This window comes from Collinsella sp. AF20-14LB (assembly GCF_003459505.1).
GTDB lineage: Bacteria > Actinomycetota > Coriobacteriia > Coriobacteriales > Coriobacteriaceae > Collinsella.
Genome location: NZ_QRWD01000004.1, coordinates 100876 through 116526 on the forward strand (window position 1 = coordinate 100876; position 15651 = coordinate 116526).

The following is a 15651-nucleotide window of genomic DNA, read 5'->3' on the forward strand; positions in this document are numbered from 1 at the left end:
TACAGTTTTTCGATTCCGTATGTATATATGCGCGCTAATGGGTTATAAAATCTAAGTCTGGACATAGCAGGTCTGCGATGCGGCTCGGGCAACCGGGCCGTTTTTGCGGACGGGGGTAGCGCGAAAGGACTGCACATGCGTCAATTTAAGACCGAGAGCAAAAAACTGCTCGACCTCATGATCAACTCCATCTACACCAATAAGGAAATCTTCCTGCGCGAGCTTATCTCTAATGCGAGTGACGCCGTCGACAAGCTCAACTTTAAGAGCCTGCAGGACCCGAGTGTCAAGCTCGACCAGGGCGACCTGGCTATTCGCGTCTCTTTTGATAAAGACGCCCGCACCATTACCATCTCGGATAACGGCATTGGCATGACCGCCGAGGAGCTCGAGCGCAATCTGGGCACCATCGCCCATTCCGGCTCCGAGGAGTTTAAGACCGAGAACGCCGAGCAACAGGGCTCCGATGTCGACATCATCGGCCAGTTTGGCGTGGGCTTCTACTCCGCCTTTATGGTCGCCAGCCACGTGAAGGTCGTCAGCCGCGCTTATGGCGAGGACACCGCCCACGTTTGGGAGTCCGACGGTCTTGAGGGCTACACCATCGAGGATGGCGAGCGTGCTGAGCACGGTACCGATGTCATCCTGACGCTGCGCGAGAACGAGAAGCTCGACGCCGATGGCGAGGCCGAGACCTACGATCGCTTCCTGACCGAGTGGGGCCTCAAGAGCCTGATTCAGCAGTACAGCAACTATGTGCGCTACCCGATTCAGATGATGGTGACCAAGAGCCGCCAGAAGCCCAAGCCCGAGGACGCTGGTGACGACTACAAGCCCGAGTACGAGGACTATCAGGGGCTCGAGACCGTCAACTCCATGACGCCGATCTGGAAAAAGCGTAGCTCCGACGTTGAGCAGAAGGACTACGACGAGTTCTACAAGTCCACGTTCCACGACTTTGATGACCCCGCGCGCACCATTAGCTTCCATGCCGAGGGCACGCTCGAGTACGACGCCCTGCTGTTTGTGCCGGGCCGCGCCCCGTTCGATCTGTACAGCAAGGACTACGAGAAGGGCCTGGCGCTCTACAGCTCCAACGTGTTGATTATGGAGAAGTGCGACGACCTGCTGCCCGATTACTACAACTTCGTGCGCGGTGTCGTTGATTCCGCCGACGTGTCGCTCAACATCTCGCGCGAGACGCTGCAGCAGAACCGACAGCTCAAGGCAATCGCCAAGCGCGTGGAGAAGAAAATTACCGCCGATCTTGAGGATATGCGCGACAACGACCGCGAGGCATATGAGAAGTTCTTTGAGAACTTTGGTCGCGGTCTTAAGTACGGTATCTACTCGAGCTACGGCATGAAGGCCGACGAGCTCGCCGACTTGCTGCTGTTCTGGTCTGCCAAGGAGCAGAAGATGATCACGCTGGCCGAGTATGCCAAGGGCATGCCCGAGGGCCAGAAGGCCATCTACTACGCCGCCGGCGATTCGCGCGAGCGCCTGGCCAAGATGCCCGTCGTGAAGAGCGTGCTCGACCGCGGCTACGATGTACTGCTGCTGACGCAGGACGTGGATGAGTTCACCTTCCAGGCCATGCGTGAGTACGTGGCTGCCGATATGCCTAAGGTCTACGAGGATGACGCTGCTCGCGAGGCTGCTGAGAAGGCAGTTGCCGATGGCGCTGAGCCTGAGGTCGAGGATCGTCACCTGGAGCTTAAGAACGTCGCGACCGGCGATCTTGACTTGGCGACCGATGACGAGAAGAAGGAGGCCGAGGACGCCACCAAGGAGAACGAGGACTTCTTTAACGCCATGAAGGAGGCGCTCGGCGACAAGGTCGAGAAGGTTGCCGTCTCTGCGCGTCTGACTGACGCTCCCGCCTGCATCACCACCGAGGGTCCGCTTTCGCTCGAGATGGAGAAAGTGCTTCAGAAGGGCCCCGAGGGCGCGCCCGACGGCATGCCTAAGAGCCAGCGCGTGCTCGAGCTCAACGCCAAGCACCCGGTCTTCGCCAAGCTCGTCGCTGCCCAGAAGGCGGGCGACGCCGACAAGATCAAGCAGTACTCCGGCTTGCTCTACGACCAGGCCCTGCTCGTCGAGGGCATCCTCCCCGAGGACCCCGTAGCCTTCGCCGCGGCTATTTGCGAGCTTATGTAACTAGGGGGTTACGCGGTTCTACGAACCGCGTAACCACTCGACGCTGCAAACGCCCCTAAGCGGCAGTCTGACGTTCAATCGTCGGTCGCGTACCGAAGTACGCTTCCCTCCTCTTTCACGTCACCTTGCTCGCTTAGGGGCGTTTTCGCTGACTTATGCTCAACCTGCGACGCTTTCGTGGCCCAAAGTAGTCATTGGGGACGTTCTTGTTCGACTAGTCGTTTAAGAACGTCCCCAATGACTACCCGATGACTATTCGGATTGCTAATTTGTGCGGGTTGTGGTTTTGTGACCTGCTGAAATTTAAGATACTGTACAACTGTACGTTAACTCATCTTCGTAGTATATTGCTACCCGCAAAACTCAGCACCATTGTGCCGTGAGGCACTAAAGCGCCTACGTACAATGGTTATCGATAGTACGATTCGATTCAACGACAGGATGGATGGTCCAAGCGTGAGTCTCGGCAGCAAACTATCCAACGCAAAGGTCTCCTTTGCGATATTTAAGCGCGACATTAAGCGACTGCTTATGAACCCCGTCGCCCTGGTGGTTACCTTGGGCGTGTGCGTCATTCCCTCGCTGTATGCCTGGTACAACATCGTTGCCAACTGGGATCCGTACGGAAATACCCAGGGCATTAAAATCGCCATCGCCAACAACGATCAGGGCACCCAGAATGACTTGGTGGGCGAGCTCAATGCAGGCGATAAGGTGGTCGACCAGCTCAAGGAAAACGATCAGCTGGGCTGGACCTTCGTCGACTCGGCTGCCGATGCCAAAGAGGGCGTCGAGAGCGGGGAATACTACGCGGCGATCGTAATCCCCAAGAACTTCTCCGACAATCTTGTCTCGATGCTCGATGGCAATTACCATCAGCCGAAGCTCACCTATTACGTCAATGAGAAGAAGAGCGCCATTGCGCCCAAGGTCACCGATACCGGTGCCAACACCATCGAGGAGCAGATCAACTCGGAGTTTGTCTCCACGGTGGGCGAGACTGTTGCCAGTATCGCCAAGGATGCCGGTGTCGATTTAAAGGACAAGGCAACCCAGACTCAGGACTCGCTGACAAGTTCGGTGTCCGAGGCATCCGACACCTTGGGTGAGGTGCGCGATTCGATTGGCGATATGAATGCCGCCATCGATAAGACGAGTGGCGCTATCGCCTCGGCTGATGCCGCGTTGGCGGGCCTGCAGGGTCAGACGCCCTCTCTAACGCAGGCAATCGCTCAGGGCAATGACCTGCTGGGCGAGGCTCGCGCTACGGCGGGCAACTCTGTCGCCTCGCTCTCCAAGGCGCTCTCGGAAGGCAGCCTTGCGCTCACCAAGACGTCAGCCTCTGCGAACGCTGCGATTGGCAAGCTGACGGGCACAGTCACATCTACGACCACCCGCATCGACAACTCACTCGAGTCTCTCCAAGCGACGATCGATCACAATAAGGCCGTTATCGGGCATTTGGAGATTCTCGTCAATGACACGTCGACAGGTTCCGAGGAAATTGACGCGCGCATTGTATCGACCATCGATTTGCTCCGCGAGCAGAATGAAAAGCTTCAGAGCATCAAGGACGGTCTGTCTGCGCAGTCGAGCGCCATGGCGAATGACGCCGCGGCCGTCTCGGGTGCAAGCGACGCTATCAATAACGCAATTCAGACCGGTGCGACCAACCTTGGCCAGGCCCAGACGAACCTGGGTCAAAACGCGCTGCCGAAAGCCTCGAGCGCGCTCGATTCCTTTGCCGCCGTTTCGGGCGATTTGACCGGCATTGTGTCGGGTATGACCCCCACGATAGCGAGCGCGCGCGGCACGCTGGCGCAGCTCGACGCCACGCTCAAGCAGGCAAAGACCACGCTGTCCCAAACCGACGCCTCCCTTGCCAAGGTTCAGGACAAGCTCGCGACCGCCGCCAATGACATTGCGGCGCTGCAGACCTCTGAGTCTATGGGCGAGTTAGCCGACCTCATGGACGTCGACGTCAATGACGTGGCAGATTTCATGGCATCTCCGGTTGAGCTCGCGTCCAAGTCGATCTATCCAGTCAAGAGCTTCGGCTCGGGCATTGCCCCGTTCTATACCAACCTAGCGCTTTGGGTGGGCGGCTACGTGCTTATCGCCATCTACAAGCTCGAGGTCGACCGCGAAGGCATCGGCAGCTTTACCGCGCGTCAGGGTTACTTTGGCCGCTGGTTGCTACTGGTGATCCTGGGCGCGTTGCAGGCCATCATCGTTACGGTAGGCGATCTGGTGATTGGCGTGCAGTGCGTCAGCCCGCTGCTGTTCGTGCTGGGCGGCATCGCCATTTCGTTCACCTACGTCAATATCATCTATGCGCTGTCCACCACGTTTAAGCATATCGGCAAGGCTATCGGCGTCATTCTCGTCATCGTGCAGATCCCCGGTTCGTCGGGCATGTACCCCATCGAGATGATGCCCGGCTTCTTCCAGTGGCTGCACCCGCTGCTGCCCTTTACCTACGGCATCAATCTGCTGCGCGAGACGGTCGGCGGCATGTATTCGTTCAACTACCTGTTTAACCTGTGCATTCTGGGCGTGTTCTTGATCGTGGCGCTCTTTATCGGCCTGCAGCTGCGTCCGCTGCTGCTCAATCTCAACCTTCTCTTTGATAAACAGCTTTCCACGACCGGTATGATGATTTGCGAGTCCAACGACCTGCCGCGCCAGCGCTACTCGCTGCGCACGGCCATGCGTGTCATGCTCGATTCCGATTCGTACCGTCGCGAGCTGCTCGATCATGCCGTGGCGTTTGAGCATCGCTACCCGTACTACATCAAGGGCGGTTTTGCCGCCGTGGTAGGCGTGCAGGTTCTGCTCTTTGTGCTTTCGACGGTGCTCGATATCGACAATAACGGCAAGATCATCCTGCTCGTTATCTGGATCATTTCGGTTATCGCCATCTGCGGCTGGCTCATCAACATCGAATACATCCGTGCGAGCCTCAATACCCAGATGCGTATCTCGGCGCTTTCGGACGAGGACCTTCGCCGCGAGATGCGCGAGCACACGGCTGCCATCCCTGCCGCCCGTCGCATGTTTGGTCTCAACGCCAGCGAGCGTGGCGCCAAGGGAGGCGAACAGCCTACGAGCCGTCTGCCGCATATCGGTGCGCATCGTAAGGCTCAAGATGCCGACGGCGCTAACAACGTAAACGGAAACGACGGGGACACCACCCTGTTTGGCAAGCACTCTAAAGGAGGTGAGGCATAAATGAAAAACATCCTGCACCTGTTTAAGCGTGATGTCCAAAACGTGTCTCGCTCCGTGATCGGCATGGTCGTCGTGATGGGCCTGATCATCGTTCCGTGTCTCTATGCATGGTTTAACATCGCCGGCAGCTGGGATCCGTACGGCAACACCGGCAATCTTAAGATCGCCGTGGTCAACACCGATGAGGGTTACGAGAGTGATCTGATTCCCGTCGAGGTTAACGTGGGCGAAAACGTGACCGCCACCCTACGCGGCAACGAGAGCTTCGATTGGGTTGTGCTTAACGATCGCGAAAAGGCTATCGAGGGCGTTAAGTCGGGCGCATACTACGCTGCCGTCGTTATCCCTAAGACGTTTAGCGCCGACATGATGACGCTCTTTTCGACCGACGTGAAGCACGCCGATATCGAGTTCTACGAGAACCAGAAGGCCAACGCCATCGCGCAGATCGTGACCGAGAAAGGCTCGAGCGCCGTCCAGAGTCAGGTCAACGAGACCTTTACCGAAACCATTACGAGCATCGGTCTTAAAACCGTGTCCAGCCTGCTCGACTATATGAGCACCGACCAGGTGAGCAACTTTATCGCCAATCTTTCCTCTGCGCTGGGCGATTCGGTCCAGGACCTGCAGGACATTCAGACCAGCGCAACGTCGCTGGCGGGCGTTTTGAGCTCCACGTCCGATTCGCTGACGTCGGCGGGCGGTATGCTCAAGCAGACGGGCACCGTCGATGAGTCGACGAAGCAGCTGATGGAGCATGCCAAGAGCGGTGTGAGCGATTCCGAGGAAGCGCTCAAGGTAGCCAACGACGCCATCAACACCGCGATCGACGGAAGCGCGGGCTCATTCGACAACGTGTCCACCGAGCTTGCGAAGGCATTCGATGCCGCGAATCAGCATGTTTACCTTACGGTGTCTCAGCTCAACGAAGCCGCAGCGGCGCTCAATACGCGTGCTGACGATATCGATGCGATGGCCGATCAGCTCCGCAACCTTGCCGACCAGGTGAGTGATGACAAGCTCAAAGACGGTCTCGAGTCCGCTGCGACGTCGCTGGGCAGAATTGCCGTGGAGTACCGCAACAATGCGAAGGACCTGACGGCGACCGCAAAGTTCCTTTCGGACGGCATGGCGGAGGTCAACAACTCGCGTGCCGAGGTCGACCAGGCCATCGCCGATGCCAAGGCGGGTATCTCGGGAGCCAAGTCCGACTACGATTCCACGTTCTCGGTTAAGGCCAAGGAGCTCAAGAAGACCATTTCGGGCGTTCTGGATTCCCTGAACGGTATCTCGGGTGACTTGGATAGCGCCGTGAGCGGTCTGACCGACGCATCCGGTTCGCTGGCAAAGGGCCTCTCCAAGGCTGCAAAGCTGGTCAACAAGGCTTCTGACCAACTGGGTGAGGCGTCGGACAAGATTAGCGCTTTCAAGGACGAGCTCGACGGTGCTCTTATGTCGGACGATCTGGCCACGATCAAGACGATGATCGGCAACGATCCCGAGGGTTTGGCCGTGTCGCTTTCCGGCCCCGTCGCGCTCGACCGCAAGCCGGTCTATCCGATCCGCAATTACGGTTCGGCCATGGCGCCGTTCTATACGATCCTGTCGCTGTGGGTCGGCTCGATCGTGCTGGCGGCCATGATGAAGGTATCGGTTGACGATGAGCTCATCAACGAGCTGATCCCCGTGCGCCTGCACGAGATCTACCTGGGCCGCTACCTGTTCTTTGGAGGTCTGGCCCTGCTGCAGGCGACACTCGTGTGCGCGGGCGACATCCTGTTCTTTGGCATCCAATGCGACAACCCGCTGCAGTTTGTGCTGGCGGGCTGGGTCGCGAGTCTCGTGTTCTCCAATATCGTCTACACGCTCACGGTTTCGTTTGGCGATATCGGCAAGGCGCTCGCTGTCGTGCTGTTGGTCATGCAGGTCGGCGGTTCAGGCGGTACGTTCCCCATCGAGATGACCGGCCCCGTGTTCCAGGCGATCTACCCGTTCCTGCCGTTTACCCACGGCATCAACGCCATGCACGCTGCCATGGCCGGTGCCTACCATATGGAGTACTGGATTGAGCTGGGCATTCTGGCGAGCTACCTGATTCCGTCGCTGGCCCTTGGCGTCGTCTTCCGCCGCCCGGTCATCAAAGCCAACGACTGGATCATCGAAAAGCTGGAGTCGACTAAGTTGATCTAGTTCAGCCAGGTAAACGCCGTCGGAACATCGAGATCTTCCAGTTTGATACTTTATTATGCTGGATTGCGATGCAACACCGGTTGTTGCTACAGTAGCGGGGCGTGCCGGGGGTCCGGCGCGTCCCGTTTTTATTTGACCATGAGGCGGCACGCAGCCATACGCGTGCGGACACCACGCCCAGATTGAGTGTGAGGATGTTCCATGGCCCAATACGCTGCCAACGAAATCGAAAACTTGCCCGATAGCCCAGTAGCCCGTGAGGATTTGGGCGCGGGCGGTATTCCCCGGGGCGCCGGCGCACGCTCTCCGCTGTTCTGGAAGGTTCTGCTCCTTTCGGTGGCGGTCATCTGGGGCTACTCCTTTACCACTATGAAGGACGCACTCGGCACCATTCCGGTGTTCGCGCTGCTCTATGTACGTTTTCTGCCCGCAGCGTTGGTCATGTTTGCCGTCTTCCACAAGCGCATCATCGCGCACCTCAACGCTCGCAACCTGATCGTTGGCCTGAGTATGGGCGTGCTCATGTGGGCGGCCTATGCGTTGCAGACGGTCGGTCTGGCACATACTACGGCGGGCAAGAATGCTTTTTTGACGGGCACGTATTGCATCCTTGTGCCGTTCGCGAGCTATTTCCTGAGCGGCGAAAAGCTCACGCGCTACAACTTGGGTGCCGCGCTGCTGTGCCTAGCGGGCATTGGCCTCGTCGCACTCGATAGCGTTGAATTCAACATTGGTGACGTCATTACGCTGGCGGGTGCGGCCTTTTTCGCCATCCAGATGGCGGTGACTGCCAAGTACGGTCGCAAAATGGACATCAACGTCATCACGTTTTGGATGTTTGTGGGCAACGGCGTGCTGAGCCTGGCAACGTCGCTGCTATTCGAGACCCAAGCGCCTCTGTCCGTGTGGACGCCGAGCTTTATCAGTGCGATGGCGTTTCTCTCGGTGGGCTGCACATGCGCGGCTCTGCTCATCCAAAACGTCGGCCTGGCGCATGTCCCGGCCTCGACGGGCTCGCTGCTCCTTTCGATGGAGTCGCCTTCGGGTGTGCTGTTCTCGGTGCTGCTGATGGGGGAGGCGCTCACCTCGCGCCTGCTCGCCGGCTTTGCGCTCATCTTCCTGTCGATTATCTTGAGCGAGACTCACTTCGATTTTTTGCGTCGAAAGCCGCGCCCGCAATTGTAAACAACTTGTTGCGCCGCCCTCCCGGGGCGGCATTTTTTATGCCTCGCCCTTAAAGTAGTACCTTGCACTTTACGCTATCAAAGTGCTTGCTGCAAAAACGATACTGGAGGGCATCTATGGCACCAGCTTTGTCCGATCTTCAACCGCAATCAGCGCCCAAGGCCACCGCAGCGGCGCAGACCGCTATCGGTGACGGTCTCGTTGCAGAAGCTCAGGCTTTTGCAGACGAGCTCGCTGCGTGGCGACACGATCTCCACCAGATGCCCGAGCTGGGTAATAGCCTCCCACAGACCTCTGCGTATATCCAAGCGCGCCTGACTGAGATGGACATCCCATTTGCCACGCTCGTTGATGGTTCCTGCGTTGTGGGCCTTGTCGGCGCCGGTGCCGCCGCGGCCCAAGGCAATGGCGTCTGCACGGACGAGCAGGCCGGTACGGTCATCATGCTCCGTGGCGACATGGATGCCCTGCCCGTTGCCGAAGAGTCAGGTGAGCCTTTCGCCTCTACGAACGGCTGCGTGCACGCATGCGGACACGATATGCACGCAACGGCGTTGCTTGGAGCGGCGCGCCTGCTCAAGGCCCGCGAGTCCGCGCTTGTTGATGCCAACGCCACGGTTAAGCTGCTGTTCCAGCCGGGCGAGGAAACCTTTGAGGGTGCCCGCGCCGCCATCGCCGACGGTCTGCTGCAGAACCCGCGCCCCCAGGTCGCCTTTGCCATGCATGTCAATAGCCAGTCGCCGCTTGGCCTGGTGCTCTACGGCAGCCCGGCGCTCTCGGGCGTGTACGGTTTTCGCATCACGCTTCAGGGCAAGGGCGGCCATGGCTCGAGCCCCGAGATCTGCATCGACCCCATCACGGCCGGCGTCCATGTGCATCTGGCGCTTCAGGAGCTCATCTCCCGCGAGGTGCCGGCGGCCAAGGAGGTCGCGCTTACCGTTGGCAAGTTCGCCGGCGGTCAGGCCGCAAATGTCATCCCCGACACTTGTGTGCTCGAGGGAACGCTGCGTGGCTTCGACGTCGAGCTCATGGAGCGCCTCAAGACCCGCATCGCGGAGGTCGTCAAAGGCGTTGCCACGACCTATCGTACGCCGGCGACTATCGAGACACTCTCGGATGTTCCCCCGCTCGTACTCGACGACGGCATGACGCAGGCGTCGCTTGGCTACGTGGGCGCGGTGCTGCCCAAGTCCGCCTTCCTGCCGCTGTTCCACGCCATGGCGAGCGAGGACTTCGCGTTGATCTCGAGCGAGATCCCGAGCGCGTACTTTACCGTGGGCGCTGCTGTGACTGATACGGACGAGCATTTTGCTCAGCATCATCCCAAGGCACGTTTTAGCGATGCCGAGCTTCCCCTTGGCGCCGCGGCTTATGCCGCCGTCGCTTTGGGCTACATCGCCGACCACCGGTAGCACCCAATCTTGCTACTCGTTTGCTTAAAAAGGAACAGTATGTCTCAGCAACGTAAGTTCTTCCCCGGCTGGCTCGTGGTGGCCTCCGGCTTTGTGATCATGGCCACGTGCTACACCATTTTCGTCAACTGCATGAGCCTGTTCCAGCCGTTGATCGTCAGCGACCTGGGCATTTCCCTTGCGCAGTACACCATCTCCAACGCCCACTATCGCTGCGTCTAAGCAGTTTGGCATGGCCGACCTGGGTAAGGTCACGGGCACCATTACCTCGCTCGAGATGGTTGGCGGCACGGTGGGCGCCATCGTCTCGGGAATACTGTTCGATGCCACGGGCTCCTTTACGAGCACATGGATCGTGTGTCTGGCGTGCTCGGTGGCAATGCTGGTGTTCCTGCTGGCGTCTGAGCCCATCGCGGCTAAGCTGCGCGCGAGCGTGGCGGGGGAGTAGGGACGACGTCGCTCGTAGCTCTTTGCCCCGTTTTGTCCGTGGCTGCCTTGGAAGCCGAATGGATGCTCGTACCGTCATTCGGTTTCCCATGTAGCCACGGGCTCAAGAGATGACCCGAAGTCTTTCCGTCCAACGGATTTTGTGATCCGAAGAGGCGGAAGGATTGCAGATTGCACACCGCGGCGGCGCATCTGGCCGAACGAGTCCCCATACCCTCGTTCGGTCAGATGCACCGCCGCTGTTTGTGTTTGTGCCGTATAATGACCACTACCTATGACGCGATACAAAAGAAAGGTGTTTGCCCATGCAGGCACAGAAGGCGGAGGGAACCCGCGACCTTATCGGCGCTGAGATGCGCGCTTGGCAAAAGATGCAGCAGATCGCTGCCGGCGTGTTCGAGCCGTTTGGCTTTAAGCCCATCGAGACGCCCGCCATCGAGCAGGTGGACGTGTTTGTCCACGGCATCGGCCAGTCGACCGACGTCGTGCGCAAGGAGATGTTCCGCGTGTTTAGCGGCGCCAACCTGGAGCGCGTCTTTACCGAGGGCACCGATACCAAGCTCAAGCCCAAGCAGCGCCTGGCGCTTCGTCCCGAGGGCACGGCTGGCGTGGTGCGCGCCGTCGTGGAGAACAACTTGGTGCCCCAGGGCTCCACGCCGTTTAAGGCTTACTACGCCGAGGCCATGTTCCGTGGCGAGCGTCCCCAGAAGGGTCGCCTGCGCCAGTTCCACCAGGTGGGCATCGAGTGGCTCGGTGCTCCCGATCCGGCGGCAGACGCCGAGTGCATCATTATGCTCATGGAGTTTTACAAGCGCCTGGGCTTCGATCTGTCCAAGCTCCGTCTGCTCATTAACTCGATGGGCGATGCCCAATGCCGTCCGGCCTATCGCGAGCAGGTTAAGCAGTTCATTCTCGACCATGCCGATGAGATGTGCGACGAGTGCCGCGAGCGCGCCGAGCTTAACCCGCTGCGCGCCTTCGACTGCAAGAACGACCACTGCCGCGAGATCATGGCCGACGCCCCGCTGATGGGCGACAACCTGTGCGATGAGTGCCGCGAGCACTACGAGCAGGTCAAGCGCTATCTGGACGCCGCCGGTATCGAGTACGTCGAGGATCCCACCCTGGTGCGCGGCCTGGACTACTACACCCGTACCGTCTTTGAGGTCGAGGCTCCCGGCGCCGGTGTCGGCTCCATCGGTGGCGGCGGTCGCTATGACGGTCTGGTCGAGCTCGAGGGTGGCAAGCCCACGGCGGGCGTCGGCTTCGCTGTCGGTTTTGAGCGCGCCCTGCTGGCCCTGCAGGCCTTTGGTAACGACTTGGGTGCCGAGGAGGCCCCGTGCGTCTACGTCGCCAACGCCGGCAAGGAGCTGCGCCAGAACGTCTTTGCCATCACGCAGGAGCTTCGCGCCGCTGGCATCGTGACCGAGGCCGACTACCAGGGTCGTTCGCTCAAAGCTCAGTTTAAGCAGGCCGACAAGGTTGGCGCCAAGCTCATTTTGGTCCTGGGTGGCGACGAGCTTGCCGCCGGCAAGGTCAAGGTGCGCGACATGGAGAGCCATGAAGAGGTCCTTGCCGATCTGGCCAACGTCGTCGAGGCGGTTCGCGAGCGCCTGTAGCGCATCATTTTGAGCTGCGGGTCCGCTTGAGTGTCTCGTCCATTGCGAGCGATTGTTACGGGGGTGTTTCGCATTTATGCGGAATGCCCCCGTTTGTGTATGCCGTCCACCGAGAAATACGACCATTTAGAGCAAAAACCCTTGCAATGCAGAAAATACTTTTGTGTGGTAAAGCGCAATCAGTGTCGAAAGTATTTCGCAAGCGCCTATAATGAATACCGCATGTTACGTGCATAGAAGGAGGAATGGGAGGAAACGTGGCTGAGAACCTAAGCAACCAGTCTGTACCCGAAGCCGCGGCGCGCGTCGCTGCCGTGGTCAACCGCCTCGTTAACCGAATCGGCTCGAATGCCGAGTCCAGGGAGCGTCTCGCCGAGATCGAGATTCCCGAGGAGCTGCGCGACAATCTGGCGTTGTTCCTGCGCCTGGAGCGTCGTGTGCTTAGCGAGTATGATCCTGAGATCGCGGACCTGTTCGACAAAATCCTGTCGGCCGAGATTGTGGCCAATGCCGGCAACCCCGGTACCCGCGCTGCCGACGAGGCCGTCGACGAGCAGGGCGTGCCCACCGCCGACGAGCCCACCGCCGTGGCGTTTCGCGAGGTCGTCGATCTGATCGACAGTCTGCCGCTCGATAAGCAGCAGGTCATCGTTCGCGCCTTTACGAGCTTCTTCCACCTGGCAAACCTGTCGGAGGAGAACTACCGTGTGGCGCAGCTGCGCGAGCGCGAGGCCGGTGCGTCGACCGATACCGAGGTCGATCCCGCCAACGAGCTCACCGTCGCCTATCACCAACTGGTGAATGAGCTGGGCGTCGAGGGCGCCAACGAGCTGCTCGGCAAGCTTGAGTTCCATCCCGTCTTTACCGCGCATCCCACCGAGGCCCGTCGCAAGGCCGTCGAGGGCAAGATTCGCCGTATCTCCAACCTGCTGGAGGAGCGTCCGCGTCTGGGCGGCTCCGACCTGGTGGAGAACGAGCGCCATATGCTGCAGGAGATCGACGCCCTGGTGCGTACGAGCCCCATCGCGCTCAAGAAGCCCACGCCGGTCGAGGAAGCCGATACCATCATCGACATCTTCGATAACACGCTGTTCGACGTCATCCCCGTCATCTATCGTCGCTTTGACGACTGGGTGCTGGGCGACAAGGCCGGTACCGTGCCGCCGCTGTGCCCGGCGTTCTTCCATCCCGGCAGCTGGATCGGTTCCGACCGCGACGGTAACCCCAACGTCACCGCCAAGGTGAGCCGTGAGGTCGCCGCCAAATACTTCACCCACATGGTGCTCAAGCTCGAGGACAAGTGCCGTCGCATTGGCCGCAACCTTACGCTCGAGGCCACCTACAGCAAGCCGTCTGCCGAGCTCATCAACCTGTGGAACCATCAGGTCGAGATGAGCACCCAGTACACGGCTCGCGCCGAGCTGATTTCCGAGCACGAGCCGCATCGCGCCGTCATGCTCGTCATGGCCGACCGTCTGAACGCCACCGTGCGTCGCATCACCGACACCATGTACCACAGCGCCGATGAGTTCCTGGAGGACCTGCGCGTCGTCCAGCGCTCGCTGGCCGCCTGCGGTGCCGTCCGCGCTGCCTACGGCCCGGTCCAGACCATCATCTGGCAGGTCGAGTCCTTCGGCTTCCACATGGTCGAGATGGAGTTCCGTCAGCACTCCGTGGTGCACGCCCGCGCCCTCAAGGATATCCACGAGAACGGCATCCACGGCGACCTGCAGCCCATGACGCGCGAGGTCATCGACACCTTCCGCGCTATCGGCTCCATCCAGAAGCGCTACGGCAAGAAGATGGCGCACCGCTACATCATCTCGTTCACCAAGAGCGCCCAGCATGTGGCCGACGTCTTTGAGCTTGCCCACCTGTCCTTTGCACACGAGGAAGACGTTCCCGAGCTCGATGTGATCCCGCTGTTTGAGCAGCTCGAGGACCTCGAGGGCTGCGTCGACGTGCTCGACCAGATGCTTACGCTGCCCGTGGTGCAAAAGCGTCTTGCCCAGACCAACCGCCGCATGGAGGTCATGCTGGGCTATTCCGACTCCTCCAAGGATGCCGGTCCTACTACGGCCATGCTCGCGCTGCACTCCGCGCAGGAGCGCATCGCCAGGTGGGCCGAGAAGAACGATATCGACCTGGTGCTCATGCACGGTCGCGGCGGTGCCGTGGGCCGTGGCGGCGGTCCGGCCAACAAGGCCGTGCTGGCGCAGCCCAAGGGTTCGGTCAACTGCTTCTTTAAGCTCACCGAGCAGGGCGAGGTCATCTTTGCCCGTTACGGTAACCGCACGCTGGCTCAGCGCCATGTTGAGTCCGTTGCCGCCGCAACGCTTTTGCAGTCGGCCCCGAGCGTCGAGAAGACCAACACCGAGACCACGCAGAAGTTTTGGGATATGGCCGAGAAGCTCAACGCAGTAAGCCATGAGCGCTATCTGGACCTGCTGAACACCGAGGACTTTACACCGTGGTTCTCGACTGTGACGCCGCTGACCGAGGTCGGTCTGCTGCCGATCGGCTCGCGTCCCGCCAAGCGCGGCCTGGGCGCCAAGTCGCTCGACGACCTGCGTACCATTCCGTGGATCTTCAGCTGGAGCCAGGCGCGCATCAACCTGGCCGCTTGGTACGGCCTGGGTACTGCCTGCGAGCAGCTGGGCGACCTTGATCAGCTCAAGGCTGCCTACCAGGAGTGGCCGTTCTTCCGCACCTTTATCGACAACATCGAGATGTCGATCGCCAAGACCGACCAGCGCATCGCCAAGATGTATCTGCACCTGGGCGATCGCCAGGATCTGTCCGAGAAGGTCTTTACCGAGATGCAGCTCACCCGTAAGTGGGTCCTTGCCATCGTCGGTGACGAGTGGCCGCTGCAGCGCCGTCGCGTGCTTGGCTGCGCTGTCCGCGTGCGCAACCCCTACGTCGACGCCCTGTCCATCGCCCAGGTTCGCGCCCTTCGCGAGGTGCGTATGAACCAGGACGAGATGGCCGAGGAGAAGAAGGCCGAGTACATGAGCCTGATTCTTTCGACTGTGACCGGCGTCTCGGCAGGTTTGCAGAACACGGGGTAATCGATAGCCCTGTGGCTCTCACCGGGACCCGATGGGATTCCCTCTGAATGCGTCCTCGCACTTGAAGCCCCCTTATCCTGCTCCTTCGGAGCTGCGGATAAGGGGGCTTCGTGCTGCGGAATGCATTCAGAGGGAAACCCATCGGGTCCCTTCGTCCTCGGTCTTCGGGGATTACAGCTGAGGGGAGAATGGCGCGCTTCGCGCTTAATGTGGGGTGCGGCGAGGGCTTCTTGCGTCCTGCGGAGTGTGCCTAAAAGTAAACTGATGGCGGGCCCTGCGATGTCCGGTCTTCGGCGGATTACTGGCTGGTGGAATAATGGCGCGCTCCGCGCACTT

At 59.9% G+C, this 15651-nt stretch carries 9 protein-coding genes; all 9 read left to right on the plus strand.

From position 1 onward, the window contains the following. The first annotated feature begins 135 nt into the window (after positions 1 to 135). Positions 136 to 2160: a molecular chaperone HtpG gene (gene htpG / locus DWX63_RS03225; protein WP_117842795.1), complete on the plus strand. Its 2025-nt coding sequence runs from the start codon at positions 136 to 138 to the stop codon at positions 2158 to 2160. Positions 2161 to 2616: 456 nt separating this feature from the next. Continuing rightward, positions 2617 to 5391: a YhgE/Pip domain-containing protein gene (locus DWX63_RS03230; protein ID WP_233514445.1), complete on the plus strand. Its 2775-nt coding sequence runs from the start codon at positions 2617 to 2619 to the stop codon at positions 5389 to 5391. After that, positions 5392 to 7581 carry a YhgE/Pip domain-containing protein gene (locus DWX63_RS03235; protein WP_117842797.1) on the plus strand — a complete coding sequence of 730 codons (2190 nt, stop codon included), beginning with the start codon at positions 5392 to 5394 and terminating at the stop codon, positions 7579 to 7581. A 201-nt stretch (positions 7582 to 7782) separates the two neighbouring features. Continuing rightward, positions 7783 to 8766, plus strand: coding sequence for a DMT family transporter (locus DWX63_RS03240; RefSeq protein ID WP_117634248.1), 984 nt, complete (start codon positions 7783 to 7785; stop codon positions 8764 to 8766). Positions 8767 to 8894: 128 nt separating this feature from the next. Then, positions 8895 to 10178 carry a M20 family metallopeptidase gene (locus DWX63_RS03245; protein ID WP_233514446.1) on the plus strand — a complete coding sequence of 428 codons (1284 nt, stop codon included), beginning with the start codon at positions 8895 to 8897 and terminating at the stop codon, positions 10176 to 10178. 39 nt (positions 10179 to 10217) lie between these two features. Then, complete coding sequence (locus tag DWX63_RS03250) at positions 10218 to 10400, plus strand: hypothetical protein (RefSeq protein ID WP_117842799.1); 183 nt, start codon at positions 10218 to 10220, stop codon at positions 10398 to 10400. A 10-nt stretch (positions 10401 to 10410) separates the two neighbouring features. Beyond that, positions 10411 to 10626, plus strand: coding sequence for a hypothetical protein (locus DWX63_RS03255; RefSeq protein ID WP_117842800.1), 216 nt, complete (start codon positions 10411 to 10413; stop codon positions 10624 to 10626). 304 nt (positions 10627 to 10930) lie between these two features. Next, positions 10931 to 12244, plus strand: coding sequence for a histidine--tRNA ligase (gene hisS, locus DWX63_RS03260; protein ID WP_117757833.1), 1314 nt, complete (start codon positions 10931 to 10933; stop codon positions 12242 to 12244). A gap of 257 nt (positions 12245 to 12501) precedes the next feature. Beyond that, complete coding sequence (locus DWX63_RS03265; protein ID WP_370445868.1) at positions 12502 to 15315, plus strand: phosphoenolpyruvate carboxylase; 2814 nt, start codon at positions 12502 to 12504, stop codon at positions 15313 to 15315. Positions 15316 to 15651: the final 336 nt, after the last annotated feature.